This window comes from Sphingorhabdus sp., from assembly GCF_040079335.1.
GTDB lineage: Bacteria > Pseudomonadota > Alphaproteobacteria > Sphingomonadales > Sphingomonadaceae > Sphingorhabdus_B.
Genome location: NZ_JBEBKL010000040.1, coordinates 1 through 26,967, shown reverse-complemented (window position 1 = coordinate 26,967; position 26,967 = coordinate 1). Strand labels below are relative to the sequence as shown.

Here is a 26,967-nt window from a genome sequence, read left to right as displayed (position 1 = left end):
GGATCAACCCGCCCGGTCCCGGCAGCCAGCCGATCAGCGGTGCGAGGACCATCAGGAACCAGCCGATTACGATCATCGCCCATTGGAAGGAGCGGTTATCGGAGAGTTTGCGCGTGGCCATGGAGCGGATGTGGGGCTGCGAACTTGCCATTGCAAGCATCTGTCGCCCCAGCGAAGGCTTGGGCCGGTGGAAGTCCATACAAAAGGGGTTGAGTAAAACTACATGGGCCCCTGCCTGCGCAGGGGCGACGTTTTATTTTACCCCTCACACATCTCCACCAATTGATCCGCACAGGCACCCCAGCCGTCGACAAAGCCCATTTCGGCGTGGCGCTTGCAATCATCTTCGGTCCAGTGGCGGCACAGCGCTGTATAGCGCGTGCCATCGCCTTCGGCCTCAATCGACCAAATACCGATCATGAACGGACCGGCAGGCATCAGGTCGCCGACCACTGCATCGGTGAAGGCAAATCGCTTCCCCTCATCCCATGCCAGCACGGTGCCGGGGTGCGGGTGCACCTCGCCTTCGGGGCCAAACATGGTGCAGGAGGACGCGCCGCCCGCGCGGCGTTCCAGCTTGTCAAACTCGGCGCGCCACGGCTTGGGGCACCACCAGTCGTTGATCCGGTTGGTCATAATGTCCCAGACCTTTGGCGGCGGCGCTTTAATGAAGCGGCTGATCGAGAGCTCCCAGCCATTTTCTTCGGTTGCTGTCATAATCATATCCTTCAATCTCTGTCAGGCGCGCCGAGGGGGAAATATGCGCGGTAAGGGCGAGCATCCTCGACGCAGCGCGCAACCGAGGGGTGAGCGAGCAAGCGGGCGCGATAGGCTTTGAGTTTTTTGCACTCGTCGGGAATGGGCTGCGTCCAGTCTGCGTAAAACAGAGCGGGTGCGCCCGAACAATCGGCCATCGAAAACTCGCCGCCGCAGGCCCAGCCATCTTCGGGCAACACAGATTCGAGCCAGGGATAGATAGACGATAGAGTCGCTCTGGCCCGTTCGACGCGCACGGGATCAGGCGTTTCAGTGATGAACGGAATATATTCGGACACCGCCGCCTGAAAGCTGGCTTCCAGATGGCAATCGAACACGCGGTCCAACAGGCGCACTTTTAACGCGGCTTCGCGGTCGTCGGGGATCATCCGCAATGTTTCTGGGTAGGCGATATCCAGATATTCGATGATGATCGAACTTTCGGCAACGCCGTGCCCGCCATCGTCGAGCACCGGCATTTGCCCGCGCTTCCAGTGTGCGCGCAATTGCTCCCAATGTTCCGGATGGGCATCGTCAAGGATGCGGAACTCAAAATCCAGACCCTTCTCGTAAAGAGGGATCAGCGCTTTCCATGTGTAGCTGGAAAAGGAGTGGCCATAGAGGATCCTGCTCATGCGCCGCTTACCGCTGCTTCTATCTCAGCATGGTCGATCTTGTGCATCGTCATCATCGCCGCAAATGCCCGCTGCGCGACTTCGCCGCCTGCGGCCATTGCTTCGGTCAAGACACGTGGCGTGATTTGCCAGTTGAGACCCCATTTATCCTTGCACCAGCCGCAGGCACTTTCCGCGCCGCCATTGCCGACAATGGCGTTCCAGTACCGATCTGTCTCGTCCTGCGTGTCGGTCGCAATCTGGAAGGAAAAGGCCTCGCTATGCGGAAAAATCGGGCCGCCGTTGAGGCCGATGCAGGGGATGCCGCAGACGGTGAACTGCACAGTCAGCACATCGCCTGCCATACCCCCGGGAAAATCGCCGGGTGCGCGGTGGACCGCCGTGACCGCGCTATCGGGAAAGGTTGCGGCGTAGAAGTTGGCGGCGGCTTCGGCGTCTTTGTCGTACCACAGGCAAATGGTGTTTTTGGCGGTTGTCATGTTGCTCTCCTCACTTCAGCCAGCCACGCGACGCCCAGCGGCGGGCAAGATAGAATTGAAGCGCCCCCATCAACGCCAGTATCGCTGGAAATGTAACCAGTTCCGCGCCCATTTTGGAATAAGCGTCGGTCATAAAGATCGGCCAGCTGAACTGGAAGATGATGGCAACGAAGCTGACGAGGAACAACGGCGTCGCCAAACGTTTGCGCAGCAACAGCGCGATTGCGCCTGCCGTTCCGCAGCCCACGGCCACGGCAAAGGCAATCCATGTCCATGTCGGCATCGCGTTCCACAACTCGCGCTGGACTTCGGGCAGGCCAGCGTAGTCGGTTTTGCTCAACTGCCAGTTGGTGACGAACGACCAGACGCCCATCAGGTTCCACAATAGGGACAATATGCCAGCGATTGTCAGCCAGCGTGGTGCATTGCTTTCCATTGTCTTATTTCCCTCAACCTTTGCCGCCAACAAGCGAGAATAGCGCACCCTGCGGGTCAATGCCCTGCACGATCCAGTCATTGCCGGGTACTTCCATCGGCCCGTTGATCACTTGCCCGCCATGGGCTGTTATGGCTGCATGGGCCTTGGTTATCGAGGAGACACGGAAATAATGCGCCCAGCCTGTCGGAGCGCCTTGGGGCACCTGCATTATCGCGCCGACGCCGCCACCTTCATGGTCAATAAACTGATATGTGCCCATCGGGCCCATGTCCATCGGCTCGGGCAGCGTCCAGCCGAACAATTGGGTATAGAAAGCCAGTGCGTTGGCTTGATTGCCCGCATATAGCTCGTTCCACGAACAGCGGCCCTGCAGACTGGTCGAAAAGGCGGTGCTCTCACCGCCACCCGGCGGCGGTGTCGGTGTCATGACATAAAAGGGGCTTCCGCAGCAGTCGGCGACCATCGCTATGCGCCCTGCCATCGGCACATCGCGCGCGGGCATCAGGCATTTGCCACCTGCTGCCTCAATCGCAGCAACGCTGGCATCGGTATCGTCGACACCGATATAGCCCAGCCAGCTGGGGCGGGCGCCGTGCTCGGACATTTCAGCGGTCAGCGTCAGCACTCCGCCAGTCATCCCGCCATCGGCATTTGCGATGAAGCCATAACCATTGGACTCTGACGGTCCAGCGCTTATCAACCAGCCAGGGACAACCGCCTCGTAAAAGGCTTTCGAACCGCTGAAATCGGCGGTCATCAATTCGTACCAGATCCAGCTTCCCTGCAATGTCGTCATGATCCGTCCTTTCAGGCTTTGAGTTCAACAATTGGTGTGAATCCGCCAAAGATCATCCGCTTGCCGTCAAACGGCATCGGGTTCTTTGTGGGGTCCATCCGCGGGTCGGCCTTGGATGGGTCTTCCATCCATTCGGTCATCTTGGCAAAGGCGGCGTCGCGGGTCGCCTTGTCGGGCCACTCAATCCAGCTGAACAGCACCTCCTCATCGGCTTCGGCTTTCACCGCCATGCGGAAATCGGTGGTGTGACCATCCTGAATATCCTCGCCCCAGCATTCGACCACGCGCAGAGCGCCCAGGTCCATAAAGACACTGTCGCCCATCTTGGCGTGTGCGATGAATTTCTCCCTGTTCGCCTTGGGGCAGGCGATCACGAAACCGTCGATGTAACTCATTTGCTCTCTCCTCCAATCGCCCCCTTGTCGCTTGTTTAGTCGCTGGGCGGCACGGCTGCGGGATCCATCCAGAACGGCTCCCAGACATGGCCGTCAGGATCGGTCAGGCTGCGCTGGTAAATAAAGCCATGATCCTCGGGCGGATTGATGTCCGCCACGCCGCCATGCGCGGCAGCGGCGGCGATGATCCTGTCAACCTCGTCGCGGCTGTCGAAATTGATCGCGAGTGCGACCTCGCTCGACCCTGCAGAGCAGATCGGCCTTGTCGTGAAACCACCCCATTTCGCGTGGGTGAGCAACATCACATGAATGCCTTCGTCCCACACCATGCAGGCGGCGGTTTCATCGGTGAAATGCGGATTGTTGGTGAAACCCAATGCGCTGTAAAAGGCCATCGCCTTGGGCAGGTCTGCCACCGGCAGGTTGACGAAAATCATCTTGCTCATCTGGGTTCTCCTCTATCGAACAGCATTTTTATGTAGCGTTTGAGGTGCAGCACACTGTCGCGCGCCTCCTTCGGGCTGTTTCTGGCCTTGGCGATGATGAACCCACCCTGCAGCACCGCCTGAATGTGGTAGGCAAGGCTTATAGCCGAAACATCGTCGTGGTTTCCATACCGCGCGATGGCCGCTTCGATATCCACGGCCAGCCGTTCGCAATAGGCGCTGATGCTGGCATCGCTCGCAGCGCGCAGTGCTTCGCTGCTGGCAAAGCTTTCCTGCACCATCGTGCCGACGAAGCAAGTGAAGCCCTCTGTGGGGCCTTCCAGCATGAACAGGCGAAAATCGATATGTGCGAGGAGACGTTCGAGCGGGTCTTCGATCCGCACCCAGGGGGGCAGAGTGAAGATCAGTTCGTCGGCGCGCGCGGTCCATTGTTCGGCAGCTGCCACCCCCAATTCTTCTTTCGAAGCGAAATGATGGAAGAAGGCGCCCTTCGATACGCCCGCAGCTGCGCAAATCTGATCCACCGAGGTCGCGGCATAGCCTTGCCTGCGCACCAGCAAATGCGCTGCATCGATCAGCTTTGATCGTGCGGATGGACGCGGAGCAGAGGCGTTTCGACTCGACATGAAATAAACATTACCGACCAGTCGGTATGTTTGTCAAATGCTGTGCATTGACGCGCGTATTCAGCGCATCGATGAGTCTGGCTTTAGAGTTTAAGAGTCATGGTGATGTGCACGCCATCACCATGCCAGAGCCGTTCGACATGGGCATCGCTCGTCTGAAAGCCGAGTTTCTCGTAAAGCGCCATTGAGGAGGCGAGGCCATCGGTGGTTTCGAGGAAGACTTCGTCGTGGCCGCTGGTTCGCGAATGTTCGAGCGCAAGGTCGACAAGCTTTTGGCCTGCACCGATGCCGCGTGCTTCGGGGAGTAGCACCACCCAGCGTAATTGGCCAACTTCGCCGCGGTCAACCAATGCCGAGCAGCCGACTGCTTTGCCTTCCAGTTCCGCAAACCAGACCCGACTGCGGTTGCGTTTATCTAGCTGCGCCTCGGCAACGGTTTCGGCAACAAAGTCGCAAAAGGTTTCACCGAAGCGGTCGCCTTCGATGGCATAGCCCAGCCGGTGCAGGTCAACGATCAACTGGTCGTCGCCTAGTCGCCGGTCATGCCTGAACTGGATCGAAGTTGCCCCCATGCCGTCGGGCTTAAGGGAAAATGTGGCGCCTGATCAAGCGGCAGAAACTCAGTCGAGCCTTACATAGCGCGCCAGATCGCGGCTGTTGAGATACAGCGCGTCGTCGTGCGGCGCACTGTTGGTCATCGCGTAGAAGTTGCGCGCCTCGCCCTCGCTTAGACCCATTTCGCGGTAAAAGGCGATATATTCTTGGTGCACCGGATCGTCTGCAGCGAAATCACTCGCCTCGTAGCCATCCTCGTCGCGCCAGCTGTGGACGGCAAATTCGGCGGTGGGCGCGGCACGGCGCCGGGCGCCCGCTAGAAACAGCTCGACCCCGCCGGAACGGACCGAGCCGCCTTCAGGCACATAAGTCATGACGCCATGACGCCGCACCATGCGGGCGAGCGCAAGATTGGCTCCATCGTCGCCGGTGCCTGGACAGTCGACCATATCGATCTGCTTGAGCGCAGGGAAAGCGCGGAGAAGAGCCGCAAATTGCGCGGGCGTTTCGCTCTCGACGCTGCCGATCAGTTCGGCGCGATCAGGCGCAACCATATGGAACGGTCCGAAACTGGCGATCGGGGTGCGGCTGGGCGCGATATCGCCAAATGGCTGGGCGACGAAGCGTTCGGTCGTGCCTTCTTGCTGGTCGCCGGCGGCAACCTCCTCGACCTCATAGACGATTTCCTCGGTTTCCAGCGTCGCAGCGCGCACGGGTGCCGCAATCAGGACGAGCGCAAACAGCGTCGCCATGCCGAATTGTTCAAGGAATTTTCTCGTCTTCATGCGTGCCCTTTGCGCGCGAGCGGATTGCGATTTCCTCTGCAGCAAGGGTTAAAAGGAATTTAGGCATGATTTGCCTTCGCCCGATTTCATGCTAACCGGTGGCTGCGCGCGGTGGCCAAAATGGCGCAACTTTTGAACCTGTTTCAGGGAGTTGCTTTGCCGTGGTCGCAATCGTTTCTACCGTAGCCTATCTGGGTCTTGAGGCCCGCGCTGTCGAAGTGCAGTGCCAGATTGCGCCCGGCATGGTTGGTTTTGCCGTCGTCGGGCTGCCCGACAAGGCGGTTGCCGAAAGCCGTGAACGGGTGCGCGCCGCAATCGCCGCATTGGGACTTTCGCTGCCGCCCAAACGGATCACTATCAACCTCTCGCCCGCCGATTTGCCCAAGGAAGGCTCGCATTACGATTTGCCGATCGCGCTGGCGTTGATGGCAGCGATGGGGCTGGTCGATGCAGAGACGCTGTCGCACTATGTCGTGGTTGGGGAGCTGGGGCTGGACGGCCGGGTCGCTGCGTCGCCCGGCGTTCTGCTGGCAGCGCTGCATGCTTCAGGGCGGCTGATGGGGCTGATCTGTCCGGCGATGCAGGGTGCTGAGGCCGCCTGGGCTGGACAGGTCGAGGTAATCGCAGCACCCGACCTGCTATCGCTGCTCAACCATCTGAAAGGGCAGGGAATATTGCGCCCGCCGGAGCCGGGCATTGCCGAGGCTCCCGTGCGCGGGCCCGATCTCAAGCAGGTGAAGGGGCAGGAAATCGCAAAACGGGCACTGGAGATTGCTGCGGCGGGCGGGCATAATCTGCTGATGGTTGGGCCGCCGGGGGCAGGCAAATCGCTGCTGGCCTCCTGCCTGCCGGGGATATTGCCCCAACTGACGCCCGCCGAGGCGTTGGAGGTTTCGATGATTGCGTCGGTTGCAGGTTCGCTCGAAGGCGGGCGGATTTCGCGCAACCGTCCATTTCGCAGCCCGCATCACAGCGCCTCAATGCCCGCGCTGGTTGGGGGTGGGTTAAAGGTCCGTCCGGGTGAGGTAAGTCTTGCACATCTAGGCATTCTCTTCCTCGATGAACTACCAGAATTCCAGAGGGTTGTACTCGATAGTTTACGCCAGCCCTTGGAAACTGGCGAGGTCAGTGTGGCGCGCGCGAACAGCCATGTGACCTTTCCGGCAAGGGTGCAACTGGTGGCAGCGATGAACCCCTGTCGCTGTGGGCATTTGGGCGATGCCGCCTTGGCCTGCAGCCGCGCGCCGCGTTGTGCAGCGGATTATCAATCGAAGGTTTCTGGGCCGCTGCTCGACCGGATAGATCTGCATGTCGAGGTGGAGGCCGTCAGCGCCGCCGACCTTGTTCTACCACCTCCAGCCGAAGGCTCCGAACAGGTCGCCGCGCGGGTGCTAGCGGCACGGCAGGTGCAAAACGAAAGGCTGGCAGGAACGGCGATGCGCACCAATGCTGGCCTTGATGGCGAATTGCTAGAAACCCATGCCGCCCCCGACGAACCCGGCCAGCGGTTGCTCGCCCAGGCCAGCGAAGCGATGCGGCTCTCGGCGCGCGGCTATACGCGGATTTTGCGGGTGGCGCGGACGATTGCTGATCTGGCGGGATGCGCAACTGTCGGGCGTATCCACGTGGCAGAGGCACTATCCTACCGCAGGCAACCACCGCGGAATTGAGCAAGCGAAATCCCCCTCCCGCTTGCGGGAGGGGGACTTTTGAGGGGCGCCCTAACTCCCCTCACGCTAGGGGAAGGCCGGTATTGGCTCAGGGTGTAAAAACCCGTCGCGCCGTCAGCACCTTGACCGGTTTTGCGATCATTTGCCCCTTCATCGCGCCTTCGCCAAGGGTGGGGGAAATGGGTGCGTCGAATATCTTGCGCACCACCTCCATCCCGCCCGACACACGCCCGAAAGCCGTATAGCCCGCGCGGGCCTCGGGATCGGTCGATTTAGGGTCGGCGTCAAGGCTAGGCATGTCTGCCAGCAGGATCGAAAAATCGCCTTTTGCGGTGCCCGGCGCCCAGCGCGCCATGGAGATTGCACCCGCCTTATGCAGGATTCCCGTCTGGTCGGTGGTTTCATGCGCGATTGGCGGCAAATCGCGTTTCGGGTCGCCGCGGGTGCCTGCCTGAATCAGGCCATTGGGCTGTTCACCCCAGGCCAGTTTCATCGCGCGATAGAATGTGATCCCGTCAAAGCGTTTTTGATCGACATAGCGCACGAAATTGCGCGTCGCGATCGGTGCACGTTTGGCATCGAGTTCGAGCTCTATGGGCCCTAATTCGGTCGTCAGCACCACTTTCACCTGATCGGGCAGCGGTGCAGGCGGAGCTGCCTTTTTGGCAGGAGTGGCGGCGGTGAGGGCGAAGAGCAGCGGCAAGGCTGAGAGGACGAATCGGCGGTTCATTGCCTCAATCTGCCTCCAAATCCTCGCCGGGCAAAGCCGCAACAAATTTGCGCGCGATTTCAAAATCATGCCCGGCGCGCAGGAAGGCGCTAAATTGCTTGCGCCTCTGCTCTTCCGAAGCAGGTTCGTTGGCATAGGGGCCGATCCGCTTGCGCTGGGCAAAACGCTCGGCGGACTGCCATTTTTGCGCAGCGCTTTCTGCCTGTGCATCGCCCGCGTCGGCTTCTGAAATGCCTTTGGCGCGCAGATCTTCGTTCACTCGTCGCTGCCCCAGACCGCGTGCGGCCATCGTTCGGGCTCTGGCTGCGGCAAAGGCTGCATCGTCGATATAGCCGAGGCGGACAAAATCAGCGATCAGGCCTTCCAGATCAGCGGGATTTTCGCCCTCCCAACTACGTTCGCGCATTTTGCGCTTCAAATAGTCGGAAAGCTTCTTCCGGCTAGTGGCATAGCGACCGACATAGTGTAGTGCCAAGTCACGTAACTTCACTGGATTCAGTGGCTTAGGAGCCTTGTTCCATTTTGGTTCATCTGCCACGCCGCATTGTTGCCACAGTCGGGTCGAAATTTGAACTCCAAAGGTCGTGTAAACCGGCTCGATAAGGGATCGCCAGATTAAGGGAAAGCACATGACAGGTCTAACACCCACGCCCTCCAGCGACACGCTGGAGCGCCGGTTTTCAGACTTTGCAACATTGGGGGAAGCGCTGGATTATGCAGCGCAGGGCACACGCGGCCTCAATTTCCACGACATGCGTGGCGAACTGGCTCGGCCCTATCCATTTCGCAAGATGCGCGACGACGCGCTTGATGTTGCCTATCGCCTGATCAGCCACGGCGTGAAAAAGGAAGACCGCATCGCGCTGATCGCCGAAACCGGGCCTGAATTTGCCGCACTCTTCTTCGGCTGTGTCTATGTCGGCGCGTGGCCTGTGCCGCTTCCGTTGCCAACCAGCTTTGGCGGCAAGGAAAGCTATATTGACCAGTTGTCGGTCCAGTTGAACAGTTGTGATCCCTCGATCCTGTTTTTTCCACCCGAACTAGCTGAAATGGCGGGTGAAGCCGCAACCAAATGTGGCGTCGAAGGTGTGAATTGGGCCGAATTCAACGATCGCATCGCACTCAAGACCGATCTGCCGCAAGCGACTACTGACGAAATCTGCTATCTGCAATATTCGAGTGGCTCGACCCGATTCCCGCATGGCGTTGCGGTGACGCATAAGGCGCTGCTCAACAATCTGTCAGCTCACAGCCACGGGATGGAACTGAAGCCGCAGGACCGCTGCGTATCCTGGCTTCCCTGGTATCACGATATGGGCCTTGTCGGATGCTTCCTGTCTGTCGTCGCCAACCAGGTATCGACCGATTATATGAAGACCGAGGATTTCGCCCGCCGCCCGCTCGCTTGGCTCGACATGGTCAGCCGCGCCGACGGTACGGTGATCAGTTACTCGCCGACCTTTGGCTATGATATTTGCGCACGCCGCATTTCAAGCCAGACGCATGTTTCCGAGCGGTTCAAGCTCAACCATTGGCGACTCGCCGGCAATGGTGCAGACATGATCCGCCCCGATGTGATGCAGGCATTTGTCGATGCGTTCGGCGATGCGGGCTTCAAAGCGAGCGCGTTCCTGCCCAGCTATGGCCTTGCTGAGGCGACACTTGCTGTCTCAATCATGCCCCCGGGTGAGGGGATTGAGGTCGAACTGGTCGAGGAAAGCGAACTGACCGGCGTACCCGGTTCGCCCGACCGCCCGACCCGTTATCGCGCCATCGTCAATTGCGGCAAAGCCGTGAAGGACATGACCATCGAAGTGCGCGATGCCGATGGCAGCATCCTGCCCGACCGCACGATCGGCAAGGTCTGGTGCACCGGCCCGTCGCTGATGGTCGGCTATTTCCGCGATCCGGAGTCAACCGAGGCCTGTATGAAGGACGGCTGGCTCGATACCGGCGATATGGGATATATGTCCAATGGTTACATATATATAGTTGGCCGCGCCAAGGATATGATCATCATCAATGGCAAGAATTACTGGCCGCAGGATATTGAATGGGCGGTCGAACAGCTGCCAGGCTTCAAAGCTGGCGACATTGCGGCTTTTTCGGTGAGCAATGGGGGCGAAGAAACCCCTGCCGTTCTTGTCCAGTGCCGCACGTCGGACGAAGCCGAACGCGCCAAATTGCGTGAACAGATCAAGGACAAGGTCCGCTCGGTAACAGGCATGAACTGCGTCGTCGAACTGGTGCCGCCGCGCACCTTGCCGCGCACCAGCTCGGGCAAGCTCAGCCGGGCCAAGGCGCGCAACCTTTATCTCTCGGGTGAAATCCAGCCTTACGCTATCGCTGCCTGAAATTTATCGCAGGCAGATTTCCTGAACGCGGCGCTTACGATTCAGTAAGTTTCTGGCGTTATGCGGAAAGCGTGAGCAAACAAGATTCAAGAACCGACCTGCCCAGCGATATTTCCGCGATGGCGCTTTTGGGCTTTGCAACCCCGGGCGGCATGGAAGCCGTGCAGCTTGAAGAAATTCAGGCGCGATCGATACGCGACCGCAGTGCGATTCATGTGGCGACCAACCTGTTTTGTGCGGTGCTTGTCCTGGCGATCAGTTTCGGTTCGGCGCCTGTTTGGGCGATCGTCTCCTGGGTAGGTGCTTTGGTTGCCTATAATGTGATCTGGTACACTGCGTTGCGTAACAAAGGCATCTCGGCCGGTCGTCGCGCTACGCGTCACGACTTTCTGGAGATGGGACGTAACGCCGGCATTAGCGGTGTGATCTGGGGTTCTGCCCTGCCATTTCTGGGCAGTTATGGCGCGATGGCGCAATGGCTTGGTATATGGTCGGTCAGTCTTGCGATGATGGTATATGCCTCGATGGTGATACCCAGCCTGCCGATCGCGGCGACAGCCTTCATCGCAATCGCTACCCTCGGCGGATTTGTCGGTTGGGTGTTGCATGGCGAATATTATCTGGCATTGGCCAATGCTGCTTTGGGCACGCTGATGATCTTTGGCGTTATGCGCAGTGCAAAGGCGCAGGTGCTGTATGAGCTGGCCAGCAATGTGCTGCACGAAAAGTCCGAAACGGTCAGCCTGCTGCTGCGCGAATTCGAAGATAGCGGTGCCGACTGGCTATGGCAGACCGACACGGCGCGCTGTGTAACGCATACCAGCCCACGCTTCGCCTATGCCTTGGAGCAAGATCCGAAGGCGATCGAAGGTCAGCCTTTGCTCAAATTGATCGCTGGCGACAGCTGGGAAACCGGCCGATATCCCGAGGCGCTGCACGAACTTGCCGAAAGGCTGAAACGGCGTGAACCCTTTTCCAACCTGATCGTTCCGGTTACGATCAATGGCGTTCGTCGCTGGTGGGAATTGTCCGCATCGCCGCGCCAGTCAGAAAGCGGTGCTTTCCTTGGTTTCCGCGGCGTCGGTTCCGACTGCACCGAACAGCGTGAGTCTGCGGAAAAAATCTCGCACCTTGCGCGTTTCGACACGCTCACCGGCTTGCCGAACCGCCTGCAACTCACCGAAGCATTGGGCCAGGCGCTGGCCGACGCCGATCAATGGCGTCGCCGCTGCGGCTTCATGATGATCGACCTTGATCGTTTCAAGGCTGTCAACGATACACTCGGTCACCCGGTCGGCGATCGCTTATTGGCGCAAGTGGCAAAGCGTTTGAAGATGATCATGTCCGCAAACGAATTGTGCGGGCGCCTCGGAGGTGACGAATTTGCGGTTGTTCTGAAAGACGCCTCGGACGCGGTTTACGTCGCCTCGGTTGCGCAGAATATCATCGACACGCTGTCCAAACCCTATGAGGTTGACCAGAACACACTCTTTATCGGTGCGAGTGTGGGCAGTGCAGTGGGGCCGATGGACGGACGCACCGTCGAACTGCTGATGCGCAGCGCGGATCTTGCACTTTATCGTTCCAAAGAAGATGGTGGCAGCACGCACCACAGCTATCAGCACAAGCTGCATGCCAATGCCGAAGAAAAGCGCGTGCTCGAATTCGAGTTGCGCAATGCGCTGGAAGGCAACCAGTTTCATATCGAATATCAGCCAGTTGTCGAGGCCAATGGCGAACATGGCATCACCGGATTTGAAGCCTTGTTGCGCTGGAACAACCCGAAATTCGGACTTGTGTCGCCAGCCAAATTCATTCCGGTCGCCGAAGACGCGCGCCTGATCGTGCCGATTGGTAATTGGGTGCTGCGAAAGGCGTGCGCCGATGCGATGAAATGGCCCGATACAGTCAAGGTCGCGGTGAATGTCTCCGTCGACCAGCTGACCAGCCAGGGCTTTGTTGAATCGGTGGTGCAGGCGCTGCATGACACGGGTCTGCCCGCCTGGCGGTTGGAACTCGAAGTGACCGAAAGCATCTTTGTGCGCGATGGTGGCTTGGCGGTGCAAGTGCTCGACCGCTTGCGCAAGCTGGGCATCAAACTGTCGCTTGATGATTTCGGAACCGGATATTCGTCGCTCGGCTATCTCAGCAATATCCGGTTCGATACGATCAAGGTCGATCGCAGCTTTGTGACGGGCGCTGCCAAGGGCAAGGCCGAATGCGTCGCAATTATCCGCGCCGTCGTCGCGATGGCCGACGCGCTCGATATCGCGACCACCGCAGAGGGTGTCGAGAATGAAACCGAACTGGCAATGATCCAGCAATTCGGCTGCGACAAGATTCAGGGCTATTATTTCGGACGCCCGATGGTGTTTCTGGATGCCTGCGAGCTGTTCCAGAAAGCCGCCGTCAGTCGCGGCGTTGCCTGATTAATCAGCCTGAGTGGATGTCCGGGCTTTAAGCCAGTTACGCACATCTTCGGCGCTTTTGTCTGCGCTTTCCTCCATCGGCATGTGACCGATGCCCTTGTAGATGTGCGTGACATTGCCGGTGTAGGTCGACTGGAACCATTTGGCTGCGTCCACGGGGATTAGCTTGTCTTCATCGCCCCACAATATCAGCGCAGGCACCTTGCGGGTGGCGTCTGAAACCGCAGTTTGCGTATTTCGGTTGCTATACAGGGCAAAGCGTTTGCCGGTTGCCTCGCGATTGCCCGGATGCCGGAGCAGTTCCCAATATTCGTCAACCTCGGTGGGGGTAACGACCGCTGCATTGCTGACGCTTTGACGTAGAGATTTTTCGACCATGCTTCGCGGCGTGATAATGCGAGCCAGCTGGTTCAGTACCGGCATGCGGGCGATGCGGAATCCGACCGGCAGCGATTTGGGTTGCGAATCTGGCGCTCCGCCAGCGTCGACCAGAATGATACCCTGCAGCTTTTCCGGATGCGCCTTTGCATATTCATGCGTCACCCATCCGCCCATGCTGTTGCCGCCGAGATAAAATTTGGTCAGTCCGCGGTTCTTGGCTACCTGGTCGACAACATCGACGAAGGCTTTTGCCGTATAATCATCCTTCGGATGCGGGCCGGTGAGGCCATGTCCGGGCTGGTCATAGCGGATGATGCGATAGTCCTTGCCCAGCCGGTCGACCCACTGCTGCCATGTGTGTAGCGACGCGTTCGATCCGTGGAGCAGGATCAGGGCAGGGGCATCCTTCGGGCCTTCGTCGCGCAGATGGACGGTCAGACCATCGCCCAGATCGACAAATTCGGATTCTGCATTGGCATATTTGGCGCGCAGTTCCTTTGCTGGAATGTCCGGCGCATAGCCCCATGCAAACAATGCTGCGACCAAGACCAGCACGATGATCGCGAACCATTTGAGAAATTTGCGCATTCCCGTTTCCCTTCCAATTGCCGCACGTCGTTTATAGTATTTCGTGCACTATTTCCTGTGGCCTGCATAGTCGCACGCCCTTTTCGGTTTCGACAAAGGGGCGCTCGACGAGGATGGCGTCCCTCGCCATTTCGTCAAGGATGCGCTGGTTTTCGCCGCCATTGATCAAACCCAATTCTTCGGCACGCGATCCGCGTGTTCGCAGCGCCTCGCGCGGAGTAAGGCCCGCATCGCGGAACAGCTGCACCAGCTTTGCCCTATCGAACGGCACCTTCTTATATTCGATGACAGTCAGATTTATGCCCGGTGCTTCTTGCAATATGGCCAGCGTCTTGCGCGAGGTTCCACAGTCCGGATTGTGCCAGATGGTTGCTTTCACGACTAGCTCCTTCACCTCCTATCTATGGCGTCTGTGAAAAAGTTCAACCGACCGTCGATTTTGCAATTGCACATGATAACGATTCGCAATAGTGGAGCGAGCGAATGTTGAGAATCATTCTTAACAAAGGATCAATTTGAATGAAAATCGGCGTTTCCGAAATTTCGGCACTGGCAGTTTCGATGGCAATGGCGGTGCCGGCATTTGCGGGCGAATATGTGGGAGGCGATGAACAGTGCGAGGATTGCCGTTCGATCATCGTCACGGGCGCCAGCACGGGCTATGTCGCCCAGGATATCGTCACGGCAACCAAGACCAATACCCCGATCCTAGACGTTCCCCAGACTATCCATGTCGTCACCCGCGAACAACTCGACGATCAGGCGCAATATAATCTTGGCGAAGTGCTGCGCTATGTTCCGGGCGCAACGGTAGGGCAGGGCGAGGGCAACCGTGACCAGATCACCCTGCGCGGCCAGAATACGACCGCCGATTTCTTCCTCGATGGCGTGCGCGATGACGTGCAATATTATCGCGGTCTCTATAATGTGGAGCGCGTCGAAATTCTAAAGGGCCCCTATGCACTGATCTTCGGACGTGGCGGTGGTGGCGGGATCATCAACCGTGTGCAGAAAGCCCCGATCGCCGACGAGACTTTCGGTGCCGCGCGTGCCAGCCTCAACAGTATTGGCGGCTGGGATCTGTCCGCCGATCTCAATGCGCCGCTGGGAAGCAAGGCTGCCATCCGCCTGAACGCCACCTATGAGAAAATGGAGAGCGACCGCGCCTTTGTCGATGGTGAGCGCTATGCATGGAACCCCTATCTCGCGGTCGATCTGAGTGACGACTGGAAGCTGGGGCTCTCTTACGAATATGTGCATGATGATCGCGTGCCCGATCGTGGCGTGCCGTCCATCGCGACCGTAGCAGGGCAGCCGAACACCCCGGTTCGCGGCTATGATCGCCTGTTCTTTGGCATCCCCGGCATCAACCGCACGACGCTGGAGGCGCATATCGCCAAGCTGCGTCTCGACGGTCAGTTGGCGGATAATCTGAAGTTCACCAGCACTTTGCTCTATGGCGATTACGATAAACTCTACGTCAACGCCTATGCTAACAGCACGGTATCCGCGACAAATACCGTGACGCTTGAGGCCTATTCAGACCCGACCAAGCGCGAAAACCTGATCGGGCAGGCCAATCTGATCTGGGATATCGAAACCGGCGCATTGGAGCACAAGCTGCTCTTTGGCATCGAATATGGTGACCAGAAAACGCGCAATATGCGTTTCAACCGGACCTTCAGCTCGGGCAATATCTTCAGTCTGACCAATCCTGTCTATCCGTCGGTCGTCTTCACGACGCCATCGCGCAACACTGTGTCAGACGTCGAATTCTTCTCTGCCTATGCGCAGGACCAGATCGGCATCGGCGAACATTTCGATATCGTCGTCGGCCTGCGCTATGACCATTTCGAGATCGATGGCATCGACTTCATCCCTGCCGTCGACCGCCCCTTTGCGCGCAGCGATGACAAAGTTAGCCCGCGTTTCGGCCTGATCTGGAAGCCGCAGGAAAATGTCTCGATTTATTCGAGTTTCAGCCGCTCCTTCCTGCCGCGTTCGGGTGACCAGTTTGTCTCGCTGACCGCGACGCAGGAAAATCTCGCGCCCGAAAAGTTCACCAATTACGAGCTCGGCGCGAAATGGGATATTCTGCCCAATCTGAACGTCACCGCCGCCTTGTTCCAGCTCGATCGCAGCAACGCGACCACCCCCGATCCGGCCAATCCGCTGGTGAGCATCAATGTCGGCAGAACGCGCACCAAGGGCCTTGAACTGGCACTCACCGGACGGGTGCTGCCCGACTGGCAGATGAGTGCGGGCTACACCTATCAGGATGGCACACTGCGCGGCAATGACAGTGTCCGGCTGGGGCAACTGCCCAAGCACCAGTTCAGCCTGTGGAACCGCTATGATGTCAGCGATGCCCTGGGTGTTGGCCTTGGCGTGATACACCAATCGAGCCAGTTCGCCGCGATCCGCACCAGCGCCACGACGACCAAACTGCCCGGCTTCACCCGCGTCGATGCCGCGTTGTTCTACAATGTCAGCGAAAAGGTGCAGTTGCAGGCGAATGTCGAGAATCTGTTCGACGCCAACTATTTCGCCGACGCGCATAACAACAACAACATCACCCCCGGCGGCCCGATCAACGGCCGGGTGACGGTTAGGGTGAAGTTCTAGGGCAGGATTGGATTAGTTTCACGCAAAGACGCTAAGGCGCCAAGAGGTTATGCCCGTTTGAAATCCGTTTGATGCCTTCTTTGAAAGTGGCTCCGCCAAAGTTCATGAGAAGGCCGAGCGGGAGCTTCATCAAACGGAGATAGGTGAGCACCTGTTTGCTGTGTACAGGTGCAAGCCTCTCAATCGATTTCAATTCGACTATAAGGCAGTTCTCGACCAGCAGGTCTACCCGAAAGCATTCGGGCAGAGTTCTTCCCTGAAAAACAATATCAATCGGCCTTTGCCGATCAACTTTAATGCCTCGCGAAGCGAGGCTGTCCGCAAGAATGATTTCATAAGCAGACTCGAGCAATCCGGGCCCGATTTCCTTGTGAATGTGAAATCCGCAATCGACGGTGATTGCAGCCAGTTCTTCGATATCCAAGCTGCCTCCTTCGCGCCTTCGCGTCTTTGCGTGAAACTATTCGACGCCCGCCACCGCCTTGGCGTGTGCCTTCCCGTTTTTGACATAATGCGCCACGCCCATGCGCATGCCGATGAGGGCCGGCTCGGGCAATTCACGTACCAGCTTGGCCGGGCGACCGACCCATAGCTCCTTGGGCCCGATGGTTTTGCCTTCGGGCAAGAGCGCGCCGGCGCCGAGCATGCCGTCTTCCTCGACCGTGCAGCCATTCATGATAATCGCGCCTAGGCCGATAAAGCCACGGTTCTTGATCGTGCAGCCATGTACCATCGCCATATGGCCAATCAGCACATCGTCGCCGATCAGCGTCGGACATTCGGGTTCACCGGGCTTGGGGCCATCGCAATGGACGACGCTGCCATCCTGGATGTTGGTGCGCGCACCTATCACGATGCGGCTGACATCGGCGCGGAGCACGCAATTATACCAGATGCTCGCCTCCGGCCCGACTGTCACGTCGCCGATGATCCGGCAGCCGGGTGCGATAAAGGCGCTGTCGTCGATCTGCGGCGTCTTGCCGTGGATGGAAATTATCGAAACATCGGGTCGGTGGATCATCACAAAATCTTCCAGAAAGACAGATAGGGCAGGACCGAAGCATAATCGTCGGTCCAACGGTCGTCAGCGCGGGGCGGTTTCAGCTTTATCCAGCGGTCCGGATAGAAAAAGGCCGGGCGCTTTTCATAAACAATGCCGGTCAGTTGCGCCAGTTTCCCGGCATCGGGGCTCATCGCGATCCATTGCGATGGGCGCATGCCCTGATCAACCGACGCAGTTGGCGGGCTGTCATGACGCAGCGCGGCAAACCATTTGCCCGATGCCGCCTCCGCCGCGATCACGGGATTGAGGTCAAAATGCCGGTTCGAGATATGCACCAGCAAAAGCCCATCTGGCTTGAGCGCGCGACGATAAACTTCAAACGCCTCTTTGGTCAGCAGGTGGAGCGGGATAGAGTCCGAGGAAAAGGCGTCGATAGCGAGCATGTCGAACGTACCCGCTGGTTGCTGCGCCAGCGTCAGCCGCGCATCGCCCAGATGCATTTGGGTATCTGGTGCGCATTTTTCGAGGAAGCTGAATATCTTCCGGTCGCGTGCTATTTCGACCATCAGCGGGTCGATTTCGAAATAGTGCAAAATCTGCTCGGGCTTTTTATAGCAGGCGAGTGTGCCAGTGCCGAGCCCTACAACCCCCAAGGTCGCGCCAGCACCATAGAGTTCTTCGGCACGTTGCCAGGCCAAGCCGACGCCCGATGTCGCCCCATAGTAGCTCACCGGTAAGGTCGGCTGATCACGCAACTGCATGCCGTGCATCGTTGTACCATGGCTCAGCCAGCGCACACTGGCATCTTCGCTTTGATTTATCGTATAAGTGCCGAAATAGCTGCGCAGGCGGGCGCCGCTGCTGCTCAACTCGACATTATCCCAGCCCCCATTGCCCAGCATTGCCGCCATCACCGCCAGTGCGAACGCAATGCGCCGACCGGTCACGACCAGACCGGCGATCAGGATGATGGCGATCAACGCGGTCTTCAGCTGACTTCCTTCGGTCGGAAAGGTCATCCCGATATACAGCCCGATCGCGAGCGCGGCGATAGCGATCACCAGCGTCGCGATAGTCCAGCCTCTTTGCCCGAACGTCGCCTCCTCGCCCAGCGAAAACAGGCGCAATTGCGGCAACAGCAATGCAGCGGCGATCAGCAGGATCGGATGCTCCCACGTCCAGTTGAACAGCAGGGGTGCGACGATCGCGCAGAAAAAGCCGCCGATCACCCCGCCAATCGACATCATCAGATAGAATTCGGTGAGGCGCGAAGCATCGGGGCGGGTGCGATACATTTCGGCATGCAGCGCCACCGCAAGCACGAACAACAGGCTGACGCTGACGATAAGTCCATTATAGGCGGCCTTGCCCCAGATCATGAACACCGATGCGCCGCCAACAACCAGAATGGCAGGGGCGATGCGGCTCAATATGTCGGCGGGGAGGCGATAATCCGCAAATGCCACCGAGAAGCTCAGCAAATAGAGCCCGAGCGGGATCACCCAGATCAGCGGCATCGCCATCAGGTCGGTCGTCAGGTGGGATGTGGTTGAGAGCATCAGGCCTGAAGGCACCGCCGAAAGAGCGATCCAGTAGAGCCGCTGCCGCCAGCTTATGGGTGCTGCGCTTGCGGGCGCGGCTGCCTCGCTCGTGATGTTTCTGCCTGACCAGATTGCCCGCGCACAGACCAGCACGAGCAGGAAGAGCAGGGCATAGAGCCCGCTCCACACCCATGTCTGTGCCTTGATCGGCAGGATGGGCTCGACCAGCAAAGGATAGGCGATGAGCCCGCCAAAGCTGCCCAGGTTGGAGGCGGCGTAGAGCGCATAGGGTTCACCGCTATTGCCCGCGAGGCCGAACCAGCGCTGCATCAGCGGGGCTTGGGCTGCGACAGCAAAGAATAGTGGCCCTATCGAAGCGAGCAGCAACCACGGCACCCAGAAAATAGGCGAACCATCAGCCGGGATGGCAAAACTCGCGAGACTGATGGGAAGCCATAAGGCTGCAGCGATCAGCACTGCCAGATGCACACCTGCCTGCCGTTTCGGTGCCTCGCGCGATAGCCGGTGCGCATAGGCATAGCCCGCGAGCAGCAGCGCCTGATAGACCAGCATCGCGCTGTTCCAAACCGCGGGCGCGCCGCCCAGCCGGGGCAGTGCCATGCGCGCAACCATCGGCTGGACAAGGAAGAGCAGGAAGCTGCCGGTGAAAATGGTAAGGACGAAAAGCCCCCGTCCGCGCATTCCGCTTGCTTCGCTCATCCCGCTCTATCCCCCTTGGCCCCAATCCATACGGTCAATGCGATAAGTTACATGCCTTAGCAAGGGGCTGTCGGCGGCGACCTGCGGATGATCGAAATCGAGCGCAGGGTCATAAACCATCCCGATCCGCTCCATCACCGCGCGGCTGCGGCGATTGTCGGTGTTGGTGATCGCCCAGACCGCGTCGTCGGACAGATTGTCGAACGCCCATTGCACCGATGCGACCGCGGCCTCGGTGACATAGCCCTTGCCCCATGCCGAAGGCGTCATCCGCCAGCCCGCCTCGGGCTTGCCGTCGATCGAGGTGCCCGGCCGCCCGCGAATAATCCCGCACCAGCCGATCAGCTGCCCATCCTCCTTGCGCTCCATCGCCCAGAAGCAATGGCCGTCTTCGACCTGCATCCGGTACATCCGCGCCACCAGAGCCGCGACCTCATCGCGCGACATCAAGGGCCCAGCGTTTCCATCACGACGGGGTCGGAACAGATGGCGTGGAACGGATCGATATCCTCTTCGCGCCACTGGCGGAGGATGAGGCGAGGGGTTTCGATGCGGAATTCGGGCATGAAACTGGCTGTAAAGGGTTTGAGCGATTGGGGCTAGGGGGGCATGATTGTTGCAATCGATAGGATTCCGGTCGTCACAGCTACCCGAAATTCTCCTTAACGTTGGACTTCAACTTCTATCGTAGGCCCGCACTTGATGCGGGCCTAGGCGAAGTTTGGCAAGAACCTGACAAGGAAAAGCCAAGCCCCGTGTCAAGCACGGGGCGATGTCGTTGAGGGATGTCCGATCCCGACAAGATTTCGGTCGTTCATTCATGAAATCGGGACCGCTAAAAGCAGACCTTTTTCGATGAGCAGTCGGTTCAAAGATACGGCAACATCTGGTGCCCAGCCGACAGCCCGCTTTCAGAATGTGCCGCCTCCGGTGTCAGACCGCACCCCTACCAGCGGCCAAACCGTTTCCACAATTTAGGGTAGCGATTGGCAAGGTCGGCGGGGTCTTCACTGAATGTCTCGCCACTTGGCTGTTTGTCATATGCCATGTTTGCGATCACCGGCATGTCACTCCAGTCTCGCCCTGTCTTTGCTTGCCAAGCTTCACGCGCTACGTATGCGAACTCCTCAAACTCAAAATCGCCTGCGCTACCCGGAGCCAAGAGATTAGCTAAGTTGTCTGGGCTGGCCAATACTTTATGGAAGACGGTCCGCCCCTTCGATATCAACCAGCAACGAAAATACTCGAAGCCATCATCTGATGCTCCGCCGTTTGCCAGAAAGGCAGCGCCCCATAAGTCCCACGAATATGACCGACGCATTGATTCATCAAACATACGCTCGAAATCCGCGATTTGCGAAGCAGATAAGCCGCTAAGGGAGGCTCGTAGATCAGCCAATTGTGCGTCAGGATTCGCCTCCAACGCCGCAGAATGGTCTATCAAATCCCAAAAATTCTTTTCGGTAAGAGGGCCTGACCCGACAACTACGGCAGCAGGCGTGCGACCACTCGAGCGGGTATCAGTCATCCCACCGCCAAATGCTCGGGCGGCGACGAACATAAGAGCCACCAGCACAAGCCCGCATGTGATCAACGTTTTCAAGTCGCACTCCTTAGACCGCCTACCTGCAAAAAAGTGTCTGTCGCGCAATGACGTGTTTATCGGAAGCGTAAGCGACCGCGTGACCGCTATTAGGCCGTTTAACGCCGTTCCGGCATAGGATAAACAAGTGGCAGCTTTCCATCAATGCTTATCAAAACCCGCCAGTCCGCACCCGCCAACATTCCTGCCATATTTGCACGACGCTACGCGTACCACTTCTCGCGGGTCAACCGATAAACAATCGTCGGGTTTTCTTCAGGCGGATATTCTGGATCGATATAATCTAGCTCGCGCACCCGCTCCATGCCGAGTTTTTCCATCATCTGCCATGACGCGACATTGGCGTTACTGGTCTGGGCGTACAGTTGGTCGAGGCCGTGGCGGGTGAAGGCGAGTTCGATCACCGCGCGCGCAGCCTCCATCGCAAAGCCTTTGCGCCAGTGGCTTTCGGCGATGCTCCAACCAACTTGCATCTGGCCTTGCAACAAGGGCGCCGCCGCATCGACTTCGATTGGGCCGAAACCGCATTGGCCGATCAGTTGGCCGTCGTCCTTGGTTTGCAGGTGCCAGAAACTATAGCCGTCCTTGGCGATGCCCGCCGCCTTGCGCGCAAAGCCAGCTTCGACCTCATGCCGTTCCTGAACCCCACCCAGATGTTTACGCACGGCGGGCGTATTCATAACCTCCATCCAGCGATCAAGATCGCCAGGGGCTTCGGTACGGACGATGAGGCGGGCTGTTTCGGCGATTATTTCAGGCATTGGGATTTTTGATTTCACGCGAAGGCCGCGAAGGAGCGAAGGAACGCGAAGGGGTTTGGTTGATATTGAGAAGCGAGTTTTGGGTTGCCACGTGGTTGTTGACGATCCGCTTCAAACCATCTGTGAATTTTTCGGTCGAGAAATTCATTAAAAGGCCGACATGCAGGCCAGTAAATTTCAGGTATGTTCTGACTTGCCTGGCATGCACGAGCGACAGTTTTTCAACCGTTTTCAATTCGATCAACAGCATATCTTCAACGATCAGGTCAGCCCGGAATCCCTGTTCGATGATCAAACCATCATAGGAAATTGGAATGACTTTCTGTCTTTCGACAGAAAGTCCTCTTTTCATCAAGAGACGCGCCAATACGGCTTCGTAAGCTGACTCCAGCATCCCAAGACCCAAATCTTTGTGGACCTTCAAGCCACAATCGACCGCGATCGCCGACAATTGCTCTACGTCCATCGCAACCCCCCTTCGCGAATCTTCGCACCTTCGCGCTCTTCGCGTGAAATATTTCTAACGCTGCAACAACCGCGCTGCATGCGCCGCATGATAGGTCAGCACTCCCGAACATCCCGCACGCTTGAAGGCGGTGAGGGTTTCGAGGACGAGGGCGTCGCGGTCTCCGGCACCAGCCGCCGCTGCGGCTTCGATCATCGCATATTCGCCTGAAACCTGATAAGCAAAAACAGGAACTTGGAAGTTATCTTTCAAACGACGTATGATATCAAGATAGGGCAGGCCGGGCTTCACCATCACGCTGTCCGCACCCTCGGCGATGTCGATCGCGACTTCGCGCAAGGCCTCGTCGCTGTTCGCGGGATCCATCTGGTAGCTTTTCTTGTCCCCCTTCAGCAGCCCGCGCGAACCTACGGCATCGCGGAAGGGGCCATAGAATGCGCTCGCATATTTGGCGGCATAGCTCATGATCTGGACATTCACATGCCCGTCCATTTCGAGCGCGCGGCGGATCGCGCCGATGCGGCCGTCCATCATGTCGCTCGGCGCGATGATATCCGCGCCAGCCCTAGCCTGATTGACCGCCTGATCGACCAGCACGCCGACCGTATCGTCGTTGAGCACATAGCCCGCATCGTCGATCAGACCGTCCTGTCCGTGGCTGGTATAGGGGTCGAGCGCGACGTCGGTGAGGATGCCGATTGCGTCACCGTGCGCCTGCTTGATCGTCCGGATCGCGCGGCACATCAAATTGTCGGGATTGAGCGCCTCCGCGCCATCGTCGCTGCGCCGATCGGCTTGCGTATTCGGGAATAACGCTATGCAGGGGATACCGAGATCAATCGCTTCTTTTGCACGCACCACGATCTGGTCGACCGACCAGCGCGACACGCCGGGGAGCGAGCTTATGGGTTCCTCCACCGCCTCACCCTCGGTAATGAACAGCGGCCAAATCAGGTCGGCGGGCGTCAGCAGCGTTTCGCGCACCATCGCGCGGCTCCAAGGTGTGGTACGGCTGCGGCGCAGGCGGGTGTTGGGATAGCTTTGTGTCATTGCCGGTTCCTAGCGGACGAAGCTGTTGCGCTCAACGGCTTAACCTGTCGGCCGGACAGGTCCAACTTTCGCCGCCGAAAGCCGGTCAATCTCGCGCTGTGGCTCGTCGGTGCGGCGCGATGCGGCGGGGAGGGGGGCGAGCGCGGCACCGGGCTTCACCGCCTTTAAGCGCGCCAATTCGCCCTTAAAGCGTGAAAGATCGCCGCCCGAAAGCTGGGCGCGCTGGGTGAAGGTGATCGACAGCGGGTTGACCGGGCGGCCGTCGCGATAGAGTTCGTAATGCAAATGCGGGCCGGTCGACAGGCCGGTGGAGCCGACATAGCCGATAATCTGCCCCTGCCGGACGCGCTGCCCCGGGGAGGCTGCAATGCGGCTCATATGCGCATAGCCGGTGGCGATGCCTCCGCCATGATTGATCTGGACGAAATTGCCATAGCCGCCCTTGCGTCCGGCATATGCGATTACACCATTGGTTGCGGCGAAGATCGGCGCGCCATAGCCAGCCTTGAAGTCGAGCCCGCTGTGCATGCGTTTATAGCCGAGGATCGGGTGGCGGCGCATGCCGAAGCCAGAGCTGACCCCGCCATTGACCGGGCGGCTGAGCTGCCCGCGCGATTCGCCGACGCCAGAGGCTTCAAACCATTGGCTGCTATCGCCATTGTTCCATTTGAGCATCTGGATGCGCGGTTTGCCACCGCGATCAATGCCTGCGAATAACAGGTCGCCGACAAGCACTTCGCCCGTCGCGGCGCGTTTGTAATCGACGACAAGGTCGAATTCGTCATCGGCGGCAATATTGTTCAGCGAAGCGCGGCTGGCGATGATCTTGAGGAAATTCTGCACAGCTTCTGCCGGCGCCCCTGCCGCACGGGCGGAGCGGTACAGGCTCTGGCCGACGACGCCGCGAATGCGCAGCGGGGTGGTATCAACCAAGATCGGCTGGCGGTTGAGCGACAATGCGCCGCTTTCGCTGCGGTTCACGGCAAGCTTCAGGTCGAACCTTGCCCGGAAATCGAGACTTTCGAGCGGACGCGCGCTGTTCTTCGAGGTGCGCCGCCCGAGAACGATCGCCACCGGCGTTCCCGGTTCGATGTCAGTGAGGCGGGTTGCGCTGCTGACAAGGCCAAGGACGCGGTCGACATCACCGCTGCCGACACCGGCGCGCTGCAGCACGCGGGCGAAACTGTCTCCCCGACCGAGCGTGGCAGTGAGTTCGATGCGCGGGCGTTCGGGGCTGGCGGCGAGTGCGCGGACGCTGTCATTCGCGGCCATACGCCTTCCGGTATCGCTGCCATAAGCGATCGGCATGATCATCTGCGCGCGGGCTTCCTCAAGCTGCGCACCCGAGGGCATCGGGGCCTGCGCGCCATAAACGGGGCCGAATTCGGGAACCAGCGAAAGCGCGCCAACGGTCAGTAGTGTCAGGGTGCCAAGGCCACGGAACCAGCGCAGCGAGCCGATATCTTCGCCCAAATCGGGAACCCAATCGATCACGGCGAGTTTCTCGCGCCAATCGGGCAGGGGCAGGCTACGCAAAGGTTGAACCATCGCGTCGGCAATTATCACCTCACCGCCGTTGCCGACAGCGGCAAAACCAGATTCTTTCTTGCCGAACACTAGGACCCTTATTCCCCCGTCTCGCTCCGGTCGGGCTTTCTTGCCGAACGGTTAGTAACGAGACAGGGTTAAAGTCAAATTAAGACCAAGGGCAAGCACGTTTACCTGCGGTGAAGGGTGTAAATCGGGCGATGAGCTTCGGACCATATAAAAAGAGCCCGGCGCATCAACGTCGGGCTCTTCTTTTTTCCGGGGAGAGGAAAGGGGTTTTTTGCGTCATTCCTTACAGCGCCCCGACCAGTCCGGCTTGTCCGGTTATCGTGGTCAGCGCGAAGAGGAAGGTCGATGCGGTCGCAAAAACGGCGGCAACGGCGGAACGCAGGCGATAGTCATAAGTCATTGTCTTTTCCTTTTATGCTTTTGTTCTTTCAGGAAACGGGGGGAGAGGGTGTTTTCCTGATGACCCCTAGATAGATATAAACTTGCGCGGGTGTGAGCATTTCTTTCGGCGAACGGTTATTCAAAAATGAATAGCCCGATGCTATATGGACTGCATGTTCGATTGGAACGACCTGCGCTTTTTCCTCGCCGTTGCGCGCACGGGCAGCACGCTCGCCGCGGGGCGCAGCCTGAAGGTCGCGCAGGCCACCGTCTCGCGCCGCATCACCATGCTGGAGGAAGCCCTCGGCACCCCGCTCTTTGTGCGCAGCCCCAGCGGCTATACGCTCTCGGTCAGGGGGCAAGCGATGCTGCCGCATGCCGAAAGCGTCGAGCGCGAGGTCGAGGCATTGCAAAGCAGCGTCGCTGCCGAAGGGCGTCGCTTAAGTGGCACCGTCCGCCTCACTACGGTCGAGTCCGCCGCCAATGTCTGGCTGATGCCTGCAATCGCCGCCTTCCGCGCCAAACACCCCGCCGTGGTTGCGGAGATCATCGTGGACGACCGCGCGCTCGATATTGCGCGGGGGGAGGCGGATATCGCAATCCGTTTCGGCAACCCGCCGCAAGACGAAAGCCTGATCATCCGCCGCATCGTCGAACTGCACGAAAGCGTCTATGTCCACCGCGATCTGGCCGAGCAACTGGGCTTTCCCAACAGCTATGACGGGCTCACCCGCTTCCCCTTCATCAGCTTTGCCGGCCCCGGCGTCGGGCAGATCGAACGCTGGGTGACCAGCCTCGGCCCCGAAATGCAGATCGTCCACCGCGCCAACACGCTCTCCGCCGTGATCTCTGCGGCAAGGGCAGGGATGGGCGCCGCGGTCATGCCCTGCCTGATCGGCGATACGCACAGCAGCCTCGTCCGCCTCTTCCCGCCGATTCCGGAGCTCACCACCCCCGGCTGGCTGGTATCGAGCGCATCGGGGCGCCAACAACCGCACATCCGCGCACTGCTCGATCATATCGGCGATTTCGTCCGCCAGTCGGTGGCCGAGACCGAAGCGCGCTACCGGATAGCCGACGCCGCCTGATCAAAAAAACCGCTGTCCTACACACCCCCTGATGGCATAACTGCCTAGCCTTTTCGTGCATGAAGGAAAAGGCAATGGCCCAAGAGATAGTCCCCGCCACCCCGCAAC

The 26,967-nt window shown here is 59.0% G+C and carries 29 protein-coding genes; 5 read left to right on the top strand and 24 right to left on the bottom strand.

What is annotated here, in order from left to right; all coding sequences use genetic code 11:
• Window positions 1–258: 258 nt before the first annotated feature.
• The 10 genes from ABL922_RS11135 to ABL922_RS11090 all read right to left on the bottom strand — a co-directional run bounded on the left by ABL922_RS11135 (window position 259) and on the right by ABL922_RS11090 (window position 5,912).
• Window positions 259–717: an SRPBCC domain-containing protein gene (locus ABL922_RS11135; protein ID WP_349024285.1), complete on the bottom strand. Its 459-nt coding sequence runs from the start codon at window positions 715–717 to the stop codon at window positions 259–261.
• 11 nt (window positions 718–728) lie between these two features.
• On the bottom strand, window positions 729–1,391 hold the full coding sequence (locus ABL922_RS11130; RefSeq protein ID WP_349024284.1) for a glutathione S-transferase family protein: 663 nt from the start codon (window positions 1,389–1,391) through the stop codon (window positions 729–731).
• Complete coding sequence (locus ABL922_RS11125) at window positions 1,388–1,870, bottom strand: VOC family protein (RefSeq protein WP_349024283.1); 483 nt, start codon at window positions 1,868–1,870, stop codon at window positions 1,388–1,390. Before ABL922_RS11125 ends, ABL922_RS11130 begins: the two co-directional genes overlap by 4 nt.
• Window positions 1,871–1,880: 10 nt before the next feature.
• Window positions 1,881–2,306 (bottom strand): sugar transporter, encoded by a 426-nt coding sequence (locus ABL922_RS11120; RefSeq protein WP_349024282.1) that lies wholly within the window; start codon window positions 2,304–2,306, stop codon window positions 1,881–1,883.
• Window positions 2,307–2,319: 13 nt separating this feature from the next.
• On the bottom strand, window positions 2,320–3,105 hold the full coding sequence (locus ABL922_RS11115) for a VOC family protein (protein WP_349024281.1): 786 nt from the start codon (window positions 3,103–3,105) through the stop codon (window positions 2,320–2,322).
• 11 nt (window positions 3,106–3,116) lie between these two features.
• Window positions 3,117–3,500: a DUF1428 domain-containing protein gene (locus ABL922_RS11110; protein ID WP_349024280.1), complete on the bottom strand. Its 384-nt coding sequence runs from the start codon at window positions 3,498–3,500 to the stop codon at window positions 3,117–3,119.
• A gap of 35 nt (window positions 3,501–3,535) precedes the next feature.
• Window positions 3,536–3,946 (bottom strand): VOC family protein, encoded by a 411-nt coding sequence (locus tag ABL922_RS11105; protein WP_349024279.1) that lies wholly within the window; start codon window positions 3,944–3,946, stop codon window positions 3,536–3,538.
• A complete protein-coding gene (locus ABL922_RS11100; protein WP_349024278.1) occupies window positions 3,943–4,572 on the bottom strand; it encodes a TetR/AcrR family transcriptional regulator in 630 nt (209 codons plus the stop codon). Before ABL922_RS11100 ends, ABL922_RS11105 begins: the two co-directional genes overlap by 4 nt.
• A gap of 83 nt (window positions 4,573–4,655) precedes the next feature.
• Window positions 4,656–5,144: a GNAT family N-acetyltransferase gene (locus tag ABL922_RS11095; protein ID WP_349024277.1), complete on the bottom strand. Its 489-nt coding sequence runs from the start codon at window positions 5,142–5,144 to the stop codon at window positions 4,656–4,658.
• A 48-nt stretch (window positions 5,145–5,192) separates the two neighbouring features.
• Window positions 5,193–5,912, bottom strand: coding sequence for a hypothetical protein (locus ABL922_RS11090; protein ID WP_349024276.1), 720 nt, complete (start codon window positions 5,910–5,912; stop codon window positions 5,193–5,195).
• A gap of 161 nt (window positions 5,913–6,073) precedes the next feature.
• Between ABL922_RS11090 and ABL922_RS11085 the strand changes: the two genes are divergently transcribed.
• Entirely contained in the window at window positions 6,074–7,582 is a 1,509-nt protein-coding gene (locus ABL922_RS11085) for a YifB family Mg chelatase-like AAA ATPase (RefSeq protein WP_349024275.1), read from the top strand.
• A gap of 88 nt (window positions 7,583–7,670) precedes the next feature.
• Here the strand turns inward: ABL922_RS11085 and ABL922_RS11080 are convergent, their stop codons facing one another.
• Window positions 7,671–8,312, bottom strand: coding sequence for a peptidylprolyl isomerase (locus ABL922_RS11080; RefSeq protein WP_349024274.1), 642 nt, complete (start codon window positions 8,310–8,312; stop codon window positions 7,671–7,673).
• Between the two features lie 4 nt (window positions 8,313–8,316).
• The gene (locus tag ABL922_RS11075; protein WP_349024273.1) at window positions 8,317–8,850 is read right to left on the bottom strand and encodes a regulatory protein RecX; all 534 of its coding nucleotides are present in this window, start codon (window positions 8,848–8,850) and stop codon (window positions 8,317–8,319) included.
• 91 nt (window positions 8,851–8,941) lie between these two features.
• Here ABL922_RS11075 and ABL922_RS11070 point away from each other — a divergent pair, with 91 nt between their 5' ends.
• Window positions 8,942–10,666: a fatty acyl-AMP ligase gene (locus ABL922_RS11070; protein WP_349024272.1), complete on the top strand. Its 1,725-nt coding sequence runs from the start codon at window positions 8,942–8,944 to the stop codon at window positions 10,664–10,666.
• Window positions 10,667–10,737: 71 nt separating this feature from the next.
• Window positions 10,738–13,095 carry an EAL domain-containing protein gene (locus tag ABL922_RS11065; protein ID WP_349024271.1) on the top strand — a complete coding sequence of 786 codons (2,358 nt, stop codon included), beginning with the start codon at window positions 10,738–10,740 and terminating at the stop codon, window positions 13,093–13,095.
• Here the strand turns inward: ABL922_RS11065 and ABL922_RS11060 are convergent, their stop codons facing one another.
• Entirely contained in the window at window positions 13,096–14,064 is a 969-nt protein-coding gene (locus tag ABL922_RS11060; protein ID WP_349024270.1) for an alpha/beta hydrolase, read from the bottom strand.
• A gap of 31 nt (window positions 14,065–14,095) precedes the next feature.
• Complete coding sequence (locus ABL922_RS11055; RefSeq protein WP_349024269.1) at window positions 14,096–14,443, bottom strand: ArsC/Spx/MgsR family protein; 348 nt, start codon at window positions 14,441–14,443, stop codon at window positions 14,096–14,098.
• A 140-nt stretch (window positions 14,444–14,583) separates the two neighbouring features.
• Between ABL922_RS11055 and ABL922_RS11050 the strand changes: the two genes are divergently transcribed.
• A complete protein-coding gene (locus ABL922_RS11050) occupies window positions 14,584–16,689 on the top strand; it encodes a TonB-dependent siderophore receptor (protein ID WP_349024268.1) in 2,106 nt (701 codons plus the stop codon).
• A 31-nt stretch (window positions 16,690–16,720) separates the two neighbouring features.
• Here ABL922_RS11050 and ABL922_RS11045 read toward each other — a convergent pair whose 3' ends face one another.
• The 10 genes from ABL922_RS11045 to ABL922_RS11000 form a co-directional block, all read right to left on the bottom strand.
• Window positions 16,721–17,113 carry a GxxExxY protein gene (locus ABL922_RS11045; RefSeq protein ID WP_349024267.1) on the bottom strand — a complete coding sequence of 131 codons (393 nt, stop codon included), beginning with the start codon at window positions 17,111–17,113 and terminating at the stop codon, window positions 16,721–16,723.
• A gap of 36 nt (window positions 17,114–17,149) precedes the next feature.
• The gene (locus ABL922_RS11040; protein ID WP_349024286.1) at window positions 17,150–17,710 is read right to left on the bottom strand and encodes a gamma carbonic anhydrase family protein; all 561 of its coding nucleotides are present in this window, start codon (window positions 17,708–17,710) and stop codon (window positions 17,150–17,152) included.
• On the bottom strand, window positions 17,710–19,953 hold the full coding sequence (locus tag ABL922_RS11035) for a fused MFS/spermidine synthase (RefSeq protein WP_349024266.1): 2,244 nt from the start codon (window positions 19,951–19,953) through the stop codon (window positions 17,710–17,712). Before ABL922_RS11035 ends, ABL922_RS11040 begins: the two co-directional genes overlap by 1 nt.
• A gap of 6 nt (window positions 19,954–19,959) precedes the next feature.
• Complete coding sequence (locus ABL922_RS11030; protein ID WP_349024265.1) at window positions 19,960–20,400, bottom strand: GNAT family N-acetyltransferase; 441 nt, start codon at window positions 20,398–20,400, stop codon at window positions 19,960–19,962.
• Entirely contained in the window at window positions 20,400–20,519 is a 120-nt protein-coding gene (locus ABL922_RS11025; protein WP_349024264.1) for a GNAT family N-acetyltransferase, read from the bottom strand. The genes ABL922_RS11030 and ABL922_RS11025 overlap by 1 nt, the downstream gene beginning before the upstream one ends.
• A 380-nt stretch (window positions 20,520–20,899) precedes the next feature.
• Window positions 20,900–21,556 (bottom strand): DUF4240 domain-containing protein, encoded by a 657-nt coding sequence (locus ABL922_RS11020; protein ID WP_349024263.1) that lies wholly within the window; start codon window positions 21,554–21,556, stop codon window positions 20,900–20,902.
• Window positions 21,557–21,759: 203 nt separating this feature from the next.
• Window positions 21,760–22,317, bottom strand: a complete 558-nt coding sequence (locus tag ABL922_RS11015; protein WP_349024262.1) for a GNAT family N-acetyltransferase — start codon at window positions 22,315–22,317, stop codon at window positions 21,760–21,762.
• Entirely contained in the window at window positions 22,310–22,783 is a 474-nt protein-coding gene (locus ABL922_RS11010) for a GxxExxY protein (protein WP_349024261.1), read from the bottom strand. Before ABL922_RS11010 ends, ABL922_RS11015 begins: the two co-directional genes overlap by 8 nt.
• A 54-nt stretch (window positions 22,784–22,837) precedes the next feature.
• Window positions 22,838–23,833, bottom strand: a complete 996-nt coding sequence (gene hemB, locus ABL922_RS11005) for a porphobilinogen synthase (protein WP_349024260.1) — start codon at window positions 23,831–23,833, stop codon at window positions 22,838–22,840.
• A gap of 39 nt (window positions 23,834–23,872) precedes the next feature.
• A complete protein-coding gene (locus tag ABL922_RS11000) occupies window positions 23,873–25,450 on the bottom strand; it encodes a M23 family metallopeptidase (protein WP_349024259.1) in 1,578 nt (525 codons plus the stop codon).
• Between the two features lie 494 nt (window positions 25,451–25,944).
• On the opposite strand from ABL922_RS11000, the gene ABL922_RS10995 reads away from it, so the two are divergent.
• Complete coding sequence (locus ABL922_RS10995; RefSeq protein WP_349024258.1) at window positions 25,945–26,859, top strand: LysR family transcriptional regulator; 915 nt, start codon at window positions 25,945–25,947, stop codon at window positions 26,857–26,859.
• Window positions 26,860–26,967 lie beyond the last annotated feature (108 nt).